The 18,307-nt window shown below is 58.5% G+C and carries 19 protein-coding genes; 7 read left to right on the top strand and 12 right to left on the bottom strand.

The features are described 5' to 3' along the window. Positions 1 to 220: 220 nt before the first annotated feature. A complete protein-coding gene (locus AACL53_RS11545) occupies positions 221 to 679 on the top strand; it encodes a hypothetical protein (protein WP_339084648.1) in 459 nt (152 codons plus the stop codon). 24 nt (positions 680 to 703) lie between these two features. Here the strand turns inward: AACL53_RS11545 and AACL53_RS11540 are convergent, their stop codons facing one another. The 4 genes from AACL53_RS11540 to AACL53_RS11525 form a co-directional block, all read right to left on the bottom strand. Continuing rightward, a complete protein-coding gene (locus AACL53_RS11540) occupies positions 704 to 1,171 on the bottom strand; it encodes a hypothetical protein (protein WP_339084647.1) in 468 nt (155 codons plus the stop codon). Beyond that, positions 1,164 to 1,451 (bottom strand): hypothetical protein, encoded by a 288-nt coding sequence (locus tag AACL53_RS11535; RefSeq protein WP_339084646.1) that lies wholly within the window; start codon positions 1,449 to 1,451, stop codon positions 1,164 to 1,166. Before AACL53_RS11535 ends, AACL53_RS11540 begins: the two co-directional genes overlap by 8 nt. After that, positions 1,441 to 2,073, bottom strand: coding sequence for a ParA family protein (locus tag AACL53_RS11530; protein ID WP_339084645.1), 633 nt, complete (start codon positions 2,071 to 2,073; stop codon positions 1,441 to 1,443). Before AACL53_RS11530 ends, AACL53_RS11535 begins: the two co-directional genes overlap by 11 nt. A 114-nt stretch (positions 2,074 to 2,187) precedes the next feature. Further along, positions 2,188 to 3,480, bottom strand: coding sequence for a tyrosine-type recombinase/integrase (locus AACL53_RS11525; RefSeq protein WP_339084644.1), 1,293 nt, complete (start codon positions 3,478 to 3,480; stop codon positions 2,188 to 2,190). A gap of 709 nt (positions 3,481 to 4,189) precedes the next feature. On the opposite strand from AACL53_RS11525, the gene AACL53_RS11520 reads away from it, so the two are divergent. Further along, entirely contained in the window at positions 4,190 to 4,588 is a 399-nt protein-coding gene (locus AACL53_RS11520) for a DUF2177 family protein (RefSeq protein ID WP_339084643.1), read from the top strand. Positions 4,589 to 4,634: 46 nt separating this feature from the next. Here AACL53_RS11520 and AACL53_RS11515 read toward each other — a convergent pair whose 3' ends face one another. Continuing rightward, on the bottom strand, positions 4,635 to 5,441 hold the full coding sequence (locus AACL53_RS11515; protein WP_339084642.1) for a DUF1295 domain-containing protein: 807 nt from the start codon (positions 5,439 to 5,441) through the stop codon (positions 4,635 to 4,637). Between the two features lie 191 nt (positions 5,442 to 5,632). Here AACL53_RS11515 and AACL53_RS11510 point away from each other — a divergent pair, with 191 nt between their 5' ends. The 4 genes from AACL53_RS11510 (at position 5,633) to AACL53_RS11495 (ending at position 10,046) form a co-directional block, all read left to right on the top strand. Further along, a complete protein-coding gene (locus tag AACL53_RS11510) occupies positions 5,633 to 6,976 on the top strand; it encodes an FAD-dependent oxidoreductase (RefSeq protein WP_339084641.1) in 1,344 nt (447 codons plus the stop codon). Further along, positions 6,973 to 7,749 (top strand): DUF1365 domain-containing protein, encoded by a 777-nt coding sequence (locus AACL53_RS11505; RefSeq protein WP_339084640.1) that lies wholly within the window; start codon positions 6,973 to 6,975, stop codon positions 7,747 to 7,749. Before AACL53_RS11510 ends, AACL53_RS11505 begins: the two co-directional genes overlap by 4 nt. Continuing rightward, positions 7,746 to 8,954: a cyclopropane-fatty-acyl-phospholipid synthase family protein gene (locus AACL53_RS11500; protein WP_339084639.1), complete on the top strand. Its 1,209-nt coding sequence runs from the start codon at positions 7,746 to 7,748 to the stop codon at positions 8,952 to 8,954. Before AACL53_RS11505 ends, AACL53_RS11500 begins: the two co-directional genes overlap by 4 nt. 177 nt (positions 8,955 to 9,131) lie before the next feature. Further along, on the top strand, positions 9,132 to 10,046 hold the full coding sequence (locus tag AACL53_RS11495; RefSeq protein ID WP_339084638.1) for an alpha/beta fold hydrolase: 915 nt from the start codon (positions 9,132 to 9,134) through the stop codon (positions 10,044 to 10,046). 109 nt (positions 10,047 to 10,155) lie between these two features. Here AACL53_RS11495 and AACL53_RS11490 read toward each other — a convergent pair whose 3' ends face one another. Together AACL53_RS11490 and AACL53_RS11485 are read right to left on the bottom strand one after the other, a co-directional pair. Then, on the bottom strand, positions 10,156 to 10,590 hold the full coding sequence (locus tag AACL53_RS11490; RefSeq protein WP_339084637.1) for a CBS domain-containing protein: 435 nt from the start codon (positions 10,588 to 10,590) through the stop codon (positions 10,156 to 10,158). Between the two features lie 288 nt (positions 10,591 to 10,878). Beyond that, the gene (locus AACL53_RS11485) at positions 10,879 to 11,913 is read right to left on the bottom strand and encodes an NAD(P)H-binding protein (RefSeq protein WP_339084636.1); all 1,035 of its coding nucleotides are present in this window, start codon (positions 11,911 to 11,913) and stop codon (positions 10,879 to 10,881) included. 187 nt (positions 11,914 to 12,100) lie between these two features. Between AACL53_RS11485 and AACL53_RS11480 the strand changes: the two genes are divergently transcribed. Then, complete coding sequence (locus tag AACL53_RS11480) at positions 12,101 to 12,826, top strand: hypothetical protein (protein ID WP_339084635.1); 726 nt, start codon at positions 12,101 to 12,103, stop codon at positions 12,824 to 12,826. Here AACL53_RS11480 and AACL53_RS11475 read toward each other — a convergent pair. From AACL53_RS11475 to AACL53_RS11455, 5 genes are all read right to left on the bottom strand, one after another. After that, on the bottom strand, positions 12,823 to 13,356 hold the full coding sequence (locus AACL53_RS11475; protein WP_339084634.1) for a hypothetical protein: 534 nt from the start codon (positions 13,354 to 13,356) through the stop codon (positions 12,823 to 12,825). The two genes, AACL53_RS11480 and AACL53_RS11475, sit on opposite strands and share 4 nt — an antisense overlap. A 242-nt stretch (positions 13,357 to 13,598) precedes the next feature. Next, positions 13,599 to 13,757, bottom strand: coding sequence for a hypothetical protein (locus tag AACL53_RS11470; RefSeq protein WP_339084633.1), 159 nt, complete (start codon positions 13,755 to 13,757; stop codon positions 13,599 to 13,601). Positions 13,758 to 13,765: 8 nt separating this feature from the next. Beyond that, positions 13,766 to 15,703: a 1-deoxy-D-xylulose-5-phosphate synthase gene (gene dxs, locus AACL53_RS11465; RefSeq protein WP_339084632.1), complete on the bottom strand. Its 1,938-nt coding sequence runs from the start codon at positions 15,701 to 15,703 to the stop codon at positions 13,766 to 13,768. 32 nt (positions 15,704 to 15,735) lie between these two features. Next, positions 15,736 to 16,788, bottom strand: coding sequence for a phytoene/squalene synthase family protein (locus AACL53_RS11460; protein WP_339084631.1), 1,053 nt, complete (start codon positions 16,786 to 16,788; stop codon positions 15,736 to 15,738). Further along, positions 16,785 to 18,302: a phytoene desaturase gene (locus tag AACL53_RS11455; protein ID WP_339084630.1), complete on the bottom strand. Its 1,518-nt coding sequence runs from the start codon at positions 18,300 to 18,302 to the stop codon at positions 16,785 to 16,787. The genes AACL53_RS11460 and AACL53_RS11455 overlap by 4 nt, the downstream gene beginning before the upstream one ends. Positions 18,303 to 18,307: the final 5 nt, after the last annotated feature.

Raw genomic sequence — 18,307 nt, 5'->3', positions numbered from 1 at the left:
AGCCCAATTGGGAGCGATTGATCAGGCTTTCACGCAGCCACACCGATTGATCGCGAGCGCTCGCAGGTGTTCTGATTGCCCCTGCTAGAGCCGCAAAAGGCCGGGTGAGGTGACATGGCTCATCCGGCCTTACTAAGCCGCCTCGCAAAGGTCATTCACCCGCTACTGGCAACCAATTCGGAACGACTCGGCTATAAGTCCGGCGGGTGAGGAGATTGCGATGAATACAGGCGAGAAGATTGTCATTGGCGCGATATGCGGCGTCGCTCTGGCTTACTTCTACAGCGCGGGCGAAAGTTACACGAACAACTACGTCAGAGCCCGGAACTTGACCGCCGAGGCAGCCGCCGAGCGTGTTGAGAGGTCTCAGGAGTGGGTCTCGAAAGATCGCGCTTTCCGGGTCGAGGCTGGTAGCGTCGTCTGCGAGTACCTGTTTCAACTCGACCGGCTGCAAAGCATCGCGTCGGCGGGCGCGCTCAATCATAACTCAATCGCCAAGGAGGGGTGCGCTAGCCTTAATGAAGGGGCCATCGTGCTCGCCGCTGACGACTGGATGACATCAGCCGAAGGGCCTGTCCTGTTTTCCAAGACCAAGGTTATGGCCTATATAGGCGACACGCCGAGGCTGGTGCACATTGTCGGGCGCGCAACTAAGGTCAATTCAACGGCGCAGCGCTGAGCCACCGATTTTGGCCAAAACCTTTCACCTGTTTACGTTCACATCGAGCAGGTACACGTATTCCCCGCGACGTTGCGTCTCGATGTTGAGCATGCCGCAAAGCCTCTGCATCAGCGGCACGAATTCGATCGGAGGCACGGCTTGCGCACCGGATCGTCGGCATGCCAGAACGTAAGCTTCATAGGCTCTGCGGATCTCGATTTTCTTGCCCTTCGCGGGCGCTAAAACTTCGGGCATGATTGCGGGCACAGAACCGACCGGCATCATCGACTCTTCTCTCGCGGGTTCGGGTCTCACGGGTGCAGGCTGCGAGACGACCGGCTTGGAGTCGTCGGCAGTCACCTGAAACCACCACGGCACAAGTGCGAACGCTGCTCCAGAAAACATCAGCGATACCGCCACACCCAGGTGGAGGGGCCACTGCCCAAAGAGTGCCAACGCCCATGCGCCCGCGGAAAACGCGAGGAAGAGCGCTCCGAACAGCCTAAGCATTGTCGGCCTCTTGCTCGCGAGCTGCGGCGAGCACGAGCGATTCCATGAGTTCACCGATGCCGAGTCCGCGCGATTTCGCGAGTTTCGTGGCGAGCGGCTTCAAATCGGCATTCGTTCGGAAACTGAAGATGGAGTCACGGTCGGTGGCCTTGAGAGATCGCCTGTCAATCGACGTTGCTAGCTTTCGCTCGCGCTCTTTCCGGGCTTTCCGTTTGTTGTCCATCTTGCCCGCCCACTTCTGACGGGCCACGCTCCAATCATTCACATCCTCATCGGCCATTGGTGCCTCCCGCCAAGGACTTGAGTTCGGTGAAGATAGCGTCGGCTTCCGGCTTCAATTCCTTGTCCGCTTCGAAGCCTGCCTTACCGGCAACGACAGCATTGATCTGCGATGCCTTGTAGGCCATCGATGATTTGAACACCTGGCCTTCAGCCGACAGGTTCTTTATGGCGTGCGCGTTCAGCGTCTTCATTTTGCTGTCCACGGCGGTGAGAATGAAAGCAAACGGAACTTTGCGACGCTTACAGATTTCGGTGACGGACTCTGCTGCCCACGCATCGAAGGCACTGGCCTTCACAGGCACAAGCACGGCATCGCTGGCCATGATCGCGCTTTCGGTCAAATCGAGATCGCCCGGCGGGCAGTCCAGGAAAACCCACTCATATTTCTGTCGGCGGAGCGTAGACAGCAGGGTATCGAGATCGCCAAAGTCATCGAACAGCAGAGGGTTGTCAGGCTCCCCACGGATCAACCACCACTGAGATAAGTTTCCCTGGTCGCTGTTGAGATCGATGATGGCCACGCGCCTGGCTTCCTTCGAAGCGCGCACGGCGAGCGTCACGGTCAGCGTGGTTTTACCACTGCCGCCTTTTCCGGAACCAATCGCAATAACTTTGGTCATGCGAGCCTCAGGTAGACGTTTACAGCGGATTTTCGCATGTGCACGTGTACACAATGCAGAGTATACGTTTACAGCTAACGGGACGTATACGGAAGATGCGGGTCCGGAGAAAGTCTACCAGCGCAAACCCGATGGCTTTTTGCTCTCAATGATTTCTAGGAGCCGTTTTTCCCAAAGCTCCAGCGCCCGGCGCTTTTCCGGAAGGAAGTCGTAGGTCGAGTAGACTTCGGCGGCGAGGGTGGCCCGCATGTCTCCGGTATGGTGCAGAACGTGCGACCGGTATTCGCTCGGAACACCCATCGCGGCGAGTTGGTCCACGATCAGCCCCCGAAAATCGTGAAGCCTCACGTTCTCCGCAATCTTTAGCCGCTCCCGGAGCTTTTTAAGAGCGTGGCTCGGCGTGTGCCTGCTCATCGTCTTCTGGGGATCTTTGCCACCGGGAAAAAGGAACGGCGATGTGTCATCGGTGTCCATAGCCTCTGTGATGAGTTTCTGGGCTAGGGGTGGCAGCGGCACGCGCTGCTCCTCGTGGCTTTTGTTCCCCTCGCGGTTTCCGGGAATGAACAGGTTTGCGTTGGGTCCGAATTCCACTTCGCTCTTTTGCGCCCCCAGCAGTTCACTGATGCGCTTGCCCAGCAGTATCGACAACTTGAACGCGCGCCGGGTCTGCGGCTCCATGTAGGCGCGCTGGCTCTTGGGGTGCACAGCTTCGGTGCCTGCCCAGAGCTTTTTCAATTCGTCGTCCGATGGCGGCCTATGTTGTCTGCCATCGGGGTGCGCGACAGGCACGGGCCGTTCGATGCCGAGCGTCGGATCTCTGTCCGAATACTCTTTGGCGACGGCGTAGCGGCAGACGGCCCGGATGATCGTGAGGGCCTTGGTCGCCTGTAGCCCACGCTGGCCACGCTTCAAATTCGTGGTCGCCTTCCGGATCTCTTCGATTTCGGTTTTCACCGTGGCCTTGTCGAGCGCCACGATTTTTATCGAGCCGATGCGCTTTTCAATGTGGGTTTTAAAAAGGCGATCATATTCCTCACGCGTGCGCTCACGCAGGGTTCGCTTGCGGCCGGGGTGGTCAAGCCACTCCAGGTACAAATCCCCGAAGGTGAGCTTCGCGGCGGCTTCCCTGTCGGCAGCAGATCTCGGGTCTAACCCGTCAAGCTGCAGCCCGGCCATTAGCTCCCGTGCTTTCGTAATTGCATCGCCCAGCTCGATGACTTGGGCGTCACCAATCTTAAGCCAGCGCTTTTCAGCGCCACGGCGTGGTCTATAGCGCAGACGCCATGAGCCACGACCCTTGCCGAGCACCGCAAGGTGGAGGCCGGGAACGCCCGCTATTTGATAGACGGCCGGCTCGCCTTTGAGCCGTGACTTGACGGTCAGCACGTTGCACGCAATCTTGGGCATGCAACTCGGTACGCTCGGCGGGGCAAAATTTCAATGCCCGTGTCCCAATGGTGTCCCGGTTCACGCGTCTTCTCCGGGACAAGACGCTACCGGCCATGTGAAGTCAGAATATGATGCAAAGATGGTATTCGCTTGAAACTTATGGAAATTAAATAGAGACACGCGACTGTCACGACTCGTAGTGTCCCGCCCGAAAATGCCGGCTGACCATACTGGGGGACTGGGGGTCGGAGGTTCAAATCCTCTCGCTCCGACCATTCTTTTCAATGTCTTAGCCTAATCGCCAGTTTCGAAATCTTTAGGCTGGCATTCACCAAGCATCCACGGTTTTGGCACTAGCCCAGCGGGCGATAGCACGAGCCCTCATCGTAGCCGCCACCGTCGTAAATCCAAAGACCACCGTCCAGCGTGCTCGGCGCTGACAGGCTTGCTCGATGTAAGAAAACATTAAACGGCACGCTGCGAGGAGTGGGAGATCCAAATGCGTGTTTCCCCCGTAGCACGAACATCGATCACAAAAGGACGTTGGCATGCCCATTGTCTCGCCGATCTTGTTCTTGCCTCTGCTTGCGATATTCGCGGCTTTTGAGCTGTCCGTCCGTCGCCAGGCGCCTTCTGCCACGATAGCGAAGGCTCGACGCCAACGAAAAAAATCAGCGAGCGGCCCGAACAAAATTCAATTGAACTCGATGATGGATGGCGGGCATCCATGATTTTTCTGACGGGCTACCTGGCATTTCTCATCGTATTCGGATTGATGGATTTCGCCTGGCTCAGCGTCATGGTGCCGAAATTTTACTTGCCCGTCCTCGGAGACTCGGCCGCACCTAACGTGAGGGTCGTTCCTGCCATAGTCTTTTACCTCTTCTACGGGGCAGGAGCTGTGTTTTTCGGGGCGTTGCCGGGCCTTTCATCGAGTGCCCGGACGGCATTCCTCTATGGGTTGTTTTTTGGCGCCGTTGCTTACGCGACCTACGACCTGACGAACTATGCGACCTTGAGGAATTGGTCGCTACCGCTCACCGTCGTAGATATGGCCTGGGGAGCACTAGCGACAGGTATTGCCTGCGCTGCCGCGTGCCTTGCGATGCGCTACGTCTCCGCATGAATTTTCGAAAGCGCCTCTATGCGCAGTGGCGCAATTCCCACAAATCTCATGAGACGCTCCGCGGTGAACCCGGGAAAAACGCGTTCGTGCGCGACTGATAGTTTCGAAACTCATCGCCGGAACGGACCAGCATGTGCTGCTCGAGTAACGGGATGCCTGAAACGTGAACGAGCAGCCAATACATCACGATTGGGCCGGAAATCGCTAGCCAACCCCAGAGATACCCGCCCTGGATGTCGATGGCGACGATAGGATAGGCGAGCCAGCAAACCCACTCGAAGAAATAATTGGGATGTCGGGAGAAGCGCCAAAGACCCAGATCGCACACCCGGCCCTTGTTGGCGGGATTTTTGCGAAAACGATTGAGCTGCCAGTCGGCCAGCGCTTCGCCGCCGATTGCGAAGACAAGCACGAAAGCGCCGATGAAATCCTGCAGGCGAAGTCCTTGCGTGGGATTCCACGCCGCTATTAGGATCGAGAGCGCAAGCGGAACGCTCACCCACGCCTGTTTTTGCGCGAACCAGAACATCTGACGCGTTGCATCCGGACCCCACTCCGCGATGAGCCGTGCGTACCGAGGATCATCTGTAATGCCCGTGGTTCTCTGAGCGATATGGAGACCGAGGCGTCCGGCCCATATGGCCACCAGAGAAGAAACAAGCACGGCACGAGCGGAAAATCCGCCCCCGATCAGGGCGCCCGCGGCGCCCGTCAGTCCGAGGCTGAAAGTCCAGGTCGTGTCGACCCAGCCGGAGTTGCGCGTCTTCAGCCAAGCTAGCCATCCGAGAGCCATCGCGAAGGAGAGCGCAGCGAATGAATAAGCGATCGCGGAGATGAAGGAAAAAGTTGTCATCCGCTTCCCGCTGTAGAATTTTGGTTTCGCGGCGCCAGGCGCCAGCTGGTCGACGTCCAGTGCATCCTACTCATGATTACGGTTCCCGCGCTGTGCCGGATCATGGCCGGGTGATCCAAACTGTGTTCACACTCGTATCGTGGATGGGCAACCCCAAGACCGATTTCCAGGTAACTGTCGCGAGAGCTCAAATGTCCGTAACTGCTGGCGAGGCAGCCCTGAATATTGCTGTGATTGGGAGCGGCATCGCCGGGATGTCGGCTGCTTGGCTTCTGAGCCAGCGGCACGTCGTGACGCTTTACGAACAAGACCGGAGGATCGGCGGCCATTCGAATTCCGTGCCTGTGCCAGGCGCAGGCCAATTCGTAGACACAGGCTTCATAGTCTTCAATGAGTTGAATTACCCGAATTTGACCGCGCTTTTCAAACATTTGAAGGTACAAACCCAACCCACGGAAATGTCTCTAGCGGTTTCACTTCGAGGTGGTGGGCTCGAATACTCGGGAAAGCACCTCGGCACGCTCTTCGCGCAACCGCGCAACATTGTGAGCGGCCGCTTCTGGTCGATGCTGCGAGACCTCCGCCGATTCTACCAAGCTGCTCCGCTGGATCTCGCGGACCTTGATGATCGGTCGATCACCTTAGGCGAATATCTCGACGAACGCCGATACGGCACGGCCTTCCGAGAAGACCATCTCTTGCCGATGGCTGGCGCAATTTGGTCGGCGCCCCCTCGCGCAATCCTCGATTATCCGGCCGCGAGCTTCATCCGCTTTCACGACAATCACGGTCTGCTGAAGCTGACAGACAGGCCCGTCTGGCGCACTGTAACGGGGGGCAGCAGAAACTATGTCGAGATGCTTACACCGTCGTTTCGCAAACGCATTCATATCGGCACCCCGGTCACACATATTAGATCGGGTGAGCAGGCCGTGTTTATTCGGGACGCGACAGGCGACACTTCGAAATTCGATCATGTGGTCATTGCAAGTCACGCCGATCAGGCGCTGGCTCTCCTTGTGGACCCAAGCCGCGAGGAGCGGACTGCACTCGGCTCGTTCCGTTACAGCAGAAACCGCGCGGTCCTGCATTCCGATACCGCCCTCATGCCGAAGCGGCGTTCGGTCTGGTCAAGCTGGAATTACATCGGGGCACCTGACGGCGACGGTGCGTTGCCAACCATCACCTATTGGATGAACCGTTTGCAGAGTCTTCGGACAGAGCGGCCGCTCTTTCTCACGCTCAATCCGCGGGTCGAGCCGCGCGACATTTATTACGAGACCTATTACGAGCATCCCCTCTTCAATAGTGCTGCAATAGCCGCGCAGAGAATGCTGTGGCCCCTGCAAGGGCAACGCCGACTTTGGTTTTGTGGATCCTACTTTGGTTATGGGTTTCATGAAGACGGTTTGCAGGCCGGCCTCGCAGTCGTCGAACAGATTGATCCGCGGTGTCGGAGGCCCTGGTCTGTCGACAATGAATCCGGCCGCATTTTTGTTCGCGCGATCGCCAATTCATGCGAGGTTGCTGCATGACGTTTTGTTCGGCGCTCTATCAAGGCTCGGTCATGCATCGCCGGGTTCGCCCCGTGACGCACGTGCTGCGCTATCGCGTGTTCTGGCTCCTCCTCGACCTCGACGAAATCGACGCGCTATCAAGGACGCTGCGGTTGTTCTCGCGCAACCGCTTCAATGCGCTCAGTTTTCATGATCGAGATCATGGCGACGGCGGCCCGACTTCACTTGGTGAGCAAATCGAAGAGCATTTGCGAAAAGCGAATATTCGAGCGGAGGGTAAGATACTTCTGCTGACGATGCCTCGCATCCTCGGCTACGTCTTCAATCCTCTCAGCCTGTATTTTTGTCACGATGCAAGCGGCCAACTGAAGGCCATCGTGTATGAGGTTCACAATACGTTTGGCGAGCGCCACAGCTACGTCATCCCTGTAGAGGGCTCGAGTGCCACGATCGATCAGCGATGTGACAAGATTTTCTATGTCTCACCTTTCCTCAGCATGGATTTGCGTTACGCCTTCCGCGTCGTGCCGCCGGGTGATCGCATTAATGTTGCGATCCGCGGTTACGACAATCTCGGACTGATGATCGTAACCGCTCTATCTGGTGTGCGGCGATCGCTCACTGACCGAGCGTTGCTCTCAGCTCTTCTCGCATTTCCATTTCTCACGTTGAAAGTTGTGGCGGCGATTCATTGGCACGCGCTGCAACTCTATCTAAAGGGCCTGAAAGTCTACGCTCATGGCTCCGCCCCCGTTGTGCCCCGCGATCTGCCAGCCAGGAAATCAAGATGAGCGATACGACCGGACGCATGCGTTTGAGGGATTGTTTGCCGACACGTTCGCCTCTGTCGAGGCTCACCGCTCGGAGCCTACCGCCCATTGATGCGGGAGAATTGCGACTTTCGCTGCCGGATGGCTCAGTAATCGTCCGGCGCGGCGATGCACCGGGGCCAGAGGCTGTTATCGATGTGTGTTCCTGGCGCGCGCCCCTGCGCATGCTATTCGATGGCGAGCACGGCTTTGCCGACGCCTATCTTGCCGGGGAGTGGTCGACGCCGGACTTGAAAGCTGTGCTCGCGTGGGGGATGCTCAATGAGCGAGTGCTCGCGCGTGCCGGTGCAGGTTCTTGGCTCACACGCGTGCGCAATAGGCTTAGCCACCTTCGGCGAGAAAACACGCGCCGAGGGAGCCGCAGGAATATCGCGGCTCATTACGACCTCGGAAATTCCTTCTATCGGGCGTGGCTCGATGCAGGCATGAATTATTCCTCGGCTATTTACGGCCCCGAGGACACCCTGGAGGACGCTCAGAACCGTAAGCTCGATCGCGTCATTGAACTCCTCGCCCTTGAAGGCGGAGAGCGCGTTCTCGAGATCGGTTGTGGTTGGGGTGCTCTTGCCAAGCGCATTGTGGGGAGCGGTTGCCATGTCACGGGTTTGACGCTGTCGCGCGAGCAACTCACCTACGCGCTTGGCCATTTAAAGCATACGGAGAATGGAGCCGCCGATTTACGGCTGCAGGATTACCGCGATGTTGATGGGCGTTATGATCGTGTCGCCTCCATCGAAATGCTTGAGGCGGTTGGCGAGCGATTTTGGCCGGTCTATTTCGCCAAACTCCGCAATACGCTCAAGGAAGGCGGCGTCGCTGTCCTGCAAGCAATCACCATCGATGAACGGCGCTTTACCAACTACCGCAAGCATCCTGACTTCATTCAGCGCTACATTTTTCCGGGCGGTATGCTGCCGACTAAAACGTTGATTGCGGAACTCGCGTCAAGTTCGGGCTTGGCGCTCGTGCATGAGGAGGCCTTCGGAGCCAGTTATGCGCGCACGCTTGCCGACTGGCGCTCGCGCTTTCTGTCAGCCTGGCCGGGCATTGAAGCCATGGGGTTTGATCAGCGTTTCAGGCGCATGTGGGAATATTATCTCACGTATTGCGAAGTGGGTTTTCACTCCGGGTCAGTTGACGTGAAACTTTTTAAGTTCGTGCGCTAAGGAGGCAGGAAATGGCGCTCAGTTCCTACATTTTGTAACCCAATGGATCTGAGCCTAGGCGCGCACTGCGAAAGCTAAGTGGACCCGTGGCTCCGACCGATTGGCATAAGCTGAGTAACGTTGTTGCTGCTCTAAGTCTTAAAAGCACGTGGTTCGATGTGGCGTAGGAAGTCAATATTGCTCGGTGCATGGTCCGCAGTACTGCTCGCATGTATCGCCATCGGCGCGTGGCTGTGGACACCTGATATTTCGCGGACAACCCTGGAGGCGAAGTATCTCAACTCGCCGACCGACTATCTCGACGTTGATGGACTTAGGCTTCACGTGCGCAACAGCGGTCCGCGAGGCGCGCCTGTTGTTATCCTCCTGCATGGGTTTGGTTCCAGTCTCCATACATGGGAGCCGTGGGCGCGCGCGCTGGCCGATAAGTATCATGTGATCCGCTATGACCTTCCCGGCTTTGGGCTAACCGGGGCTGACCCGACGGGCGATTACACGGAAGAACGCGGCGTGCACGTTCTCGCCGCTCTAATGGAAAAACTCTCCATTCAACGGGCGAGCCTGATCGGCAACTCCATCGGCGGGAGGCTGGTCTGGCACTTTGCGGCCCGATATCCGGGCAGGGTCGATAAGCTGGTGCTCATCTCGCCAGATGGCTTTGCCAGTCCGGGATATGAATATGGGAAAGCACCCGCGGTTCCGCTTTTGGCGAGGATGATGAACTATGTGCTCCCTCGCTCCTTCCTCAAGGCGAACCTCGCACCGGCGTATGCCGATCTGTCTCGGCTGAGCGACGCGACAGTGGATCGCTATTATGAGTTGATGTTGGCGCCTGGCGTGCGAGGCGCCATGATTGCGAGAATGGAGCAGACCAGGTTGGAGCCTCCGGAGCCCCTCCTGAAATCAATAGAAGCCCCTACGCTCCTGGTTTGGGGAGAGCAGGATAACTTGATCCCCATTTCCAATGCATCCGACTACATGAAAGCGCTACCTCACGCTACGCTCGTCAGGCTGCCCGAGCTTGGCCACGTGCCACAAGAGGAAGATCCAACTTCGTCACTGTCGCCAGTCCGAGCGTTTCTCGATCAATAGAGCGGTGTCTGTACGTCGCCGTTCAGAGGAGGCCTCCGCCCCGTAGACGACGGCCGAAAACAAATTGAGGGTTCTGTATTACATCGGGCAACGTATAAGAAATTCGAATTCAGCGATTTGACAAAGCGATGTCCCGCAGGACGCGCGTCTCGAGCATGACTTCGTCAAGGCGATGCTTTAAAATGTCGCCAATACTTATGATGCCGACAATTCGCGTGCCGTCTTTAACGGGAACGTGCCGGATCCGGCGCTCAGTCATCACCCTTGCGACGTCCGAGATCTTGTCCGCGGATCCGCAAGTAATAACTCCCCGGGTCATGAGATCTGACGCAAGCAGCGTAACGATATCCGGCCCGTGCACGGCGAAGCCGCTTGAAATATCTCGCTCCGAGATAATGCCGTCCAAAGCTACTCCGTCTGAACTCACGACGAGAGCTCCGACCTTTTCTTGTAGGAGACGGCGCGCCACTTCGCGAATGGTATCGCTGGGACGCACGGTCATGACGTTGGCTCCCTTCAGCTCCAACACATTTGAAACCTTCATCGCTTTTCTCCGGATTTACCTCGGGTCTGCGCCGGTAAGGGAAGTTCATCTGAAGTCCAGTGGGAACCCAATCGCGCGGAGCCGTCAAGTAGTCTGTACACTTAAGATCGACAATTTTATTGACGATTGGGCGCCGCAACGATCAGTCTTCCCTATCGGCTCTGCACGGCCACAGGTGAAGCGGTCTGATTCAAGACTCTTGAACGTGCATTTGGTTTCGATGCGCCGGCAAACAATGCCCGACGTCAAATTGAACGAGCGCTGAACTGCGCGTCGCGCGGGAGCTGATCAAAATATGGTGTGATCTCCCCGTTCCACGGAGGCCCTGCCGTCAATGACGCGTGCGTAAAAATCGAACAACGTTTCGGTGCCGTACGACGGCGTGGCGGCGGCGTCATAGCGTCCGGTCTCTGGGTTCAAAACCAGCATCGACTCCGTGGCGTAGTAGCGACCGATGCGAGCCAGCTCAGCTTTCTTCGCCAACTGAGGAAAGAGCCGCCCGAGTGCGCCGAGCGTCCACGCTATCGTGTCCATCATCTGAATCGGCACGTGTTTGAACTTCGGCTCGCGCCCCAGCAAATGAAACAGCTGCTCGCCTTGTTGTTTCGGCGTAATGGCTTCCCCTGGGCCGCCAATGGGCAGCACGCGATTATGACGGCTTTCATCGTCCAAGCATTCGGCAAGAAACTGACCGAGATCATCGTCGCTGATGGGCTTGCAGGACGTCAGTGTTCCATCGCCAAATAAAAGGAAGGGCTTGCCTTGCCTCAAGCGATCGATTTGCCCGGAGAGCGACTTGAAGAACGCGGTCGGCCTGACGATGGAATATGTAAGCCCAGATTCGATCAGCAGATTTTCGAACGCCAGCTTGGCGCGCTGAAAGCCGAGGAGGGGCTTTTGAACGCAGATCGCCGATAGCAAAACCATTTGTGGAATGCCCGCTCGCTTTGCGGCGGCTAGTGCGCTCACATGGGCCTGGTGATCGATGGCCCACGCGTCTTGCGGAACGCCGGTTCGCGAGGCAAGGCACGAGACGAGCACATCGAATTGTTCGCCGAGCAGCCCATCATCCGTGAGAGAGGCTGAACTGGTCACGTCGCCAAACCGAAGGGTCGCTCCTTCGAGCAGCTTCGCGCTGTCAGCGGGCGCCAAGGCGCCGCCAGGGCCGGCGCGCGGCCGCACAAAGCACACGACCTCGTTATTTCGCCGGACGAGCGCGCGCACGGTCGCTCGCCCAATTGTGCCGGTGGCGCCCAAGACTAAGACGCGCCGGCGGCGCGCCGGTCGGTGTGCGGACGAAGCCTGTGGCGAAGCATCAAGCATGGCTGTCCAAAGATTGGATCAGTTGCAAGATAGTATCAACGATATGCGTGTCCCCGCGCGGACTCTCGCGCCGTACCCCGCTGGCGCTGAATTCGCTTACGTCCGTTCTGCACCTATTTTGGCGAATGGCGTGGAACCTTTCTTAAGCAGGGGATGTTGCGGCTTCGACCCTTTTTGGAGAGTGGCCATGTTGCGTGTCATCGTTGTTCTTCCCGCCCTGATGTGTTTCTCAGCTCACGCAAGCGCGGCATCCGGCCAGGAGTGCCAGAGCCTATGGAAAACAATTGACGTTGACGCGAACGGCTCTCTGACCCGCCAGGAGGACACGAAAGGATATATCACTTCCTTCGAGAAAAGCGGCGGTAAGTTGCTGCAAGCGGATGCACTGTCGAGGGATGAATTTCTATCATTCTGCAAAACGGACTTCACCACCGTTGCTACGCAGAGCCCTTCCAACACGAAGGATTTCGGCAAGGGGGATTTAACGCCGGGGACGCATCCGCTTGCTGAGGAGGATGCGTTGAAGAAGCTGGAAGCGAACGGTTTCAAGGATGTTCGCGATCTCGCGCTCGACGATAAAGGGATTTGGCGCGGAACAGCATTCGCCGATGGGAAAGAAAAGCCTGTCGGGGTCGATCCGCAGGGAGATATTGTTGCCCAACCTGGCGATGCACCGGAGCAGCGTGAGAGCATGTCCCCCGTCGGCCTGCCCCAATTGGCAGAAGAAACGACGGCCGCGGCGACGCCTGCGACGCCCCTCGCGGCGACACCTGCTGTGGTTTCCTCGGACGGCGGTCAGCGCGCGGGGCTCGCCCTTTGGCTCTGGATCATCATAGCAAATGCCATCAGCATCGTTTTTCTGTCGAGTGTCGGCGGCCAGAGAAGCGCGATGGGGCGCACCGACGCCCGCTAGTTCGTCTCTGAGATCTTTTCGCGAACGGCTGTATCGCTTGGACGCTCTTCCGCTACGGCTACGGCTTCAGCCTCAGCCTCAGCCTCAGCCTCAGCCTCAGGAGCAGGGACGGCGGCCATCGGTTCCGCGCGTTCGGCGAGCGCGGCGGAGGGGGTGAGTTCTTCGTGCGGACTCGCGTCGGCCGCGAGTTGTTCCATCAGCAAATGTTTCGAGAACGCATAATAAGCAGCGAACAGCGCAAGCCCGAGCAGAACAAACACCGCCGGTGTGTTCAAAGTGGTGGTTCCCATTGCACCGGTTGCCTGAAGGAAAAAGCCGATCACCAGCAATACGGCGCCCACTCGCGTATCGAGCCACTGCTCGCTTAAACGCTTGAGTTTGTCGTGATCGATGTGGCTGTTGTTCGTTGAAGTCAATCGCTGCGAGGGCGGCGGGATCAGGAAAACCGCATGGCATATGATGGCGGCTCCTGCGAGCTCGTAGACCAAACCCGCAACGCTCCACCAATTATAATTCGCGGTCAGTGCCATGTTGGGTACTCCTCGCAGCTTGGATTACCGACGTTCCCACGTTGGGCAGGTTCCTCCCAATGCGGGGCATCCGTCAATACTTGCTACGTTCAATTTCGGTATTCGGGTCGGCGGCCTTGGGTCTGTCCTTTCGCTGCTCATCATCGCGCTTATCATATCTCTTGGCGACGCGTTCGAGCACCATCCACGCAATACCAAACGCAAGCACCACATATAGCTCGATGAATCGCACCGTCAGCGTCCTATTGGTGGGCCGTGTCCGGCGGTCGTAGTTGCCGTTCACGCTCGATCTCGCGGCCGCGAAGGATCTCTCTCCGGATATTGAAGAATTCCCAGATGCCGAGCGCGAGCGCTCCGCCGAAGACCAGTCCAAGCTCGATCAGGCCGAAACGGTTGTTCATCCAATCGCTCATGCGTGAAGGCCAGCGGCGCGGATCTCTCGACCCAGAGCGCGAAATACAGCGGCAACGATGCCTCGGGCATCGAGGCCAGCATTCGCGTACATCGAAGCAGGTTTATCCTGCTCCGCGAATTCATCCGGCATGAACAGCGAGCGCATGCGAATGCGCCCGTCCAGCATGCCTTCGGTGTTCAAGAACTGCATGACCTGGCATCCGAATCCGCCGATTGCGCCTTCTTCAACGGTAATCAGGACTTCGTGGTGGCGCGCCAATTGCCGTATGAGGTCTTGGTCGATGGGTTTGGCGAACCGGGCGTCCGCGATCGTGGTGGATAGCCCAGCGGCTGCGAGCTGATCGGCAGCCTGAAGGCAGTCAGCCAGCCGGCCCCCGAGTGACAGCAGCGCGACCGCCGAGCCTTCGCGGACTATGCGACCCTTGCCGATAGCGAGCGGTGTTCCTTCTGCAGGAAGCATGACGCCGCTGCCTTCGCCGCGGGGATAGCGGAACGCGCATGGTCCATCGTCGTGCATAGCGGCGGTTGCCACCATGTGGCGGAGTTCCGCTTCGTCGGCGGGAGCCATGATCGTGAAGCCCGGCAGACAGCTCAGAAACGTGATGTCGAAAGATCCGGCGTGCGTCGGACCGTCGGCGCCGACATATCCGGCTCGATCGATCGCGAACCTGACTGGCAGCCGTTGAATGGCAACGTCGTGAACGACTTGATCGAAGGCCCGCTGCAAAAACGTCGAATAAATGGCGGCAAACGGCTTCATGCCTTCCGCCGCCAATCCCGCCGCGAACGTCACCGCATGCTGTTCGGCAATTCCAACGTCGAACGCGCGATCGGGAAATTCACGCGCGAAGAGATCGACGCCAGTGCCTTCCGGCATGGCGGCAGTGATGGCGACGATGCGCGAATCCTTCCGTGCCTCCGCGACAAGGCTTTCGCCGAATATGCGCGTATAAGCTGGAGCCGCCGGCTTGGGCTTTACCTGCGCGCCGGAGATCACGTCGAATTTGACCACGCCGTGATATTTATCGGCTGCCGCCTCCGCCGGTTCGTACCCTTTGCCCTTCTTCGTTACGACGTGGACGAGGATAGGACCTTGCTTCGTATCGCGCACGTTTCTCAGGACGGGCACCAGCTGATCGAGGTCATGCCCATCGACTGGCCCGACATAGAAGAAGCCTAGCTCTTCAAAGAGCGCGCCCCCCGACCAGTAGGTGCGAGACATTTCTTCGAAACGGGCGGCGCGGCGCTCCCACTGCTTTGGCAGCTTCCTGGCGAGCTGCTTGGCGATGTCTCTGAGGTGAATGTACGTCCCGCTGGACGTTGTCCTTGCGAGATATTTCGACAGGGCGCCCGTCGGAGGTGCGATCGACATGTCGTTGTCGTTCAGGATCACGATCAGTCGGGCATCGCGAGTGCCGGCATTGTTCATAGCCTCATAGGCCATGCCGGCGCTCATGGCGCCGTCGCCAATAACGCAGATGACGTTATTCTTCTCGCCCTTGAGATCGCGTGCGACGCTCATGCCGAGTCCGGCCGACACCGATGTCGAAGAATGCGCCGCACCGAACGGATCGTAGGGACTTTCGGTTCGCTTGGTGAAGCCCGATAGGCCGCCGGGCTGGCGCAACGTGCGAATGCGGTCGCGGCGGCCTGTGATGATTTTATGCGGATAAGCTTGGTGGCCGACGTCCCAAATCAAGCGATCGTCAGGCGTGTTGAAGATGTAGTGCAGTGCCACCGTCAGCTCGACGACTCCAAGGCCGGCACCGAGGTGGCCACCGGTCACCGATACGGCATTGATGGTTTCGCGGCGAAGCTCGTCTCCAAATTGCTGCAGTGATGATTGCGGTAGCCGCCGAAGATCACATGGCGTTTTCACATCGTCCAATAGCGGTGTGCTTGAACTTCCGGTAGCTTTCTCGCGGGTTTTCATGTTTCAGCCCACACAAAATGCTTGATGAATCTTCAAGCGATGAGTTCGCTCGGTGCCTCCGAATGGCGCGCTGCAAGATCGCGGCGCTCGATCTGTTCGAGGATGTCGAGAAGGCGCAGCGTACGGCCGCGAATATCCCACCAGCTCGGTAGGCGAGCGGCGCCGCCATCGAACGCCGCGGATGCGACGGCCTCGACGATGAATCGAGCCTCGCGGACGTTGCCGCTCGATAGATATTTCGGTCTGGATTGAAGCGCGCCGAGTGCGGTGCCGCACAGCTCCAGCTTACGGCGCGTCGGGACGACGGCTCGGCTCGATACTGAATCGAAGCCCGTCCGGCGCAATTCGTGCCCTATTTCGGCATAGAGGAGCCGCGCCGCGCGGATGCCGGGCCGGCACGATATCGGCAGCTGATGAATAGCCGGATCGGCGCGCTCGTAAAACGTATCTGCCGTCTCCAGGAGGCGCGCGATGACACATTCCAATTCTGGCGAGAACGAGGGTTTCGCAAGCCATGCCTCCGTGTCGATGCCTGCTTCGTTCAGCCATGAAGCCGGCAAATAGAGCCGCCCCATACGGGCATCTTCACCGACGTCTCGTGCGATGTTGGTCAATTGCATCGCGACGCCGAGATCGCAGGCGCGGGCAATCAGCTCCGGCGATGTCGTGCCCATCAGTAGCGCCATCATTGCGCCGACGGTGCCCGCGACGCGGACGGCATAAGCTTCAAGATCTTCGAGCGTATCGTACCGGCGGGACACCGCATCCCATTCGAGGCCGGTGATCAAGCCTTCGGGCAGCTCTCTCGGAATTCCATATCGTGAGATCGTTTCCGCGAACGCCCGATCGATGGGCCTTGATAGCGGTCGGCCCGAATATGCGAGATCAAGCCGGCCGCGAAGTTCGGCGATTGCCGCCAAGCTCCCGCCTTCGACGTCGACCGCGTCGTCGGCGAGTCGGCAAAATGCGTAAAGTGCCGACGCCGATTCTCTCACGCTGCGCGGCAGGAGAAAGGAAGCCATATAGAAGGTTCGCGATCCGCCGCGTAGCAGTTTGCGGCAAGCGGCAATGTCGGAACTGCTCATCGATCTGGCTCTCGTTTGAATGCGGCTGCGTCGGGCACGATCGTTTCAAGTATACGGGCCGATGAAAGAACGCCGGGTACGCCGGCGCCCGGATGTGTTCCGGCACCGACGAGATAGAGGTTCTCAATATCTTCGCTGCGGTTGTGGGGCCGGAACCATGCGCTCTGCGTCAACACCGGTTCGAGCCCGAAGCCCGCGCCTTTGTAGGAGAGGAGGCGATGCTGAAAGTCGAGTGGCGACATGGTTCGCGATGTGACGATGTGCTTTTCGAAGCCGGGAAGCGCGACCTCGTTCAGCCGCTCCGCGATGGCGCGCCGGTACGCTTCGGCTTTTGTTTCCCAATCGATCTTAGCGTCGAGATTGGGCACGGGCGAAAGCACGTAAAACGCGTCACAGCCTTCGGGCGCAAGTGCAGGATCCGTCGCCGTCGGTCTATGCAAGTAAAGACTCATGTCGTCAGCGAGATGCTTCTTCTGGAAGATGTCCTGTAGAAGCTCGCGATACCGCGGACCGAGCAAAATCATGTGATGGGGAATTTCGGGGTAGCATCGCGACGTGCCGAAGTACCAAACGAACAAGCCCATCGAGTAGCGCCCCTTGTCGAGTTTCCGGTTGTTCCAGCGCCGGCGCGCTCTTTCGGGGAGGAGGTTGTGGTAGGTCCAGGCGGAATCGGCATTTGAAACGACGATGTCGGATTTGATGATCTTGCCGTTCGCGAGGCGCACGCCGTTCGCGGTTTTGCCATCGATCAGGATTTCCTGAACCTCTGCGTCGTAGCGAATTTCGCCGCCCTGTTCTTCGATCAGCCGGACGAGGCCTTCGACGAGCTTGCCCATTCCACCCATCGGAAAGTGGACGCCCCATCGCCGTTCGAGGAAGGAGATCAATCCGTAGATCGATGTCACGTTGAAGGGGTTGCCGCCGATGAACAGCGAATGGAAGCTCAGCACGAAGCGAATGCGGGGGTCGCGAACGTGTTTGGAAACGAGTGCGTGGACGCTTCGATAACTCTTCAGGCGTATAAGTTCGGGGAGAACGCGCGCCATATCCCACAGCGACGTGAAGGGGACGTGGCCGAGCTGCTCGAAGCCAATAGCGTAGATATCCTCGGCAAGGCGCATGAAGCGCTCGTAGCCGTTGACGTCTTCGGGAGAGAAGCGGGCGACCTCGTCCCGCATCGTCTTCGGATCGCCGCAACAATTAAAGATGCCGCCGTCATCGAATCTGATGCGGTAGAACGGCGTCAAAGGCTTCAGCTCGACGTCGTCCGCCAGCTCGCGGCCGCAAAGCCGCCAAAGCTCCTCGAAGAGAAACGGCGCGGTGACGATGGTCGGGCCAGCGTCGAATGTGAAACCGTCCTGGCGGAAGACGCTGGCGCGGCCGCCTGCACAGTCGAGCTTTTCGAGGATCGTAACGCGATAGCCGCGGGCGCCGAGCCTCACGGCGGCGGCGAGTCCGCCAAAGCCACTGCCGATGATGATCGCGTGAGGTCGGTCGCTATTCGGAGCCAGCATGGACG

It is taken from the genome of Hyphomicrobium sp. ghe19, from assembly GCF_902712875.1.
In the GTDB taxonomy this organism is placed as follows: Bacteria; Pseudomonadota; Alphaproteobacteria; order Rhizobiales; family Hyphomicrobiaceae; genus Hyphomicrobium_B.
This window is presented reverse-complemented; position numbering and strand designations above follow the sequence as displayed.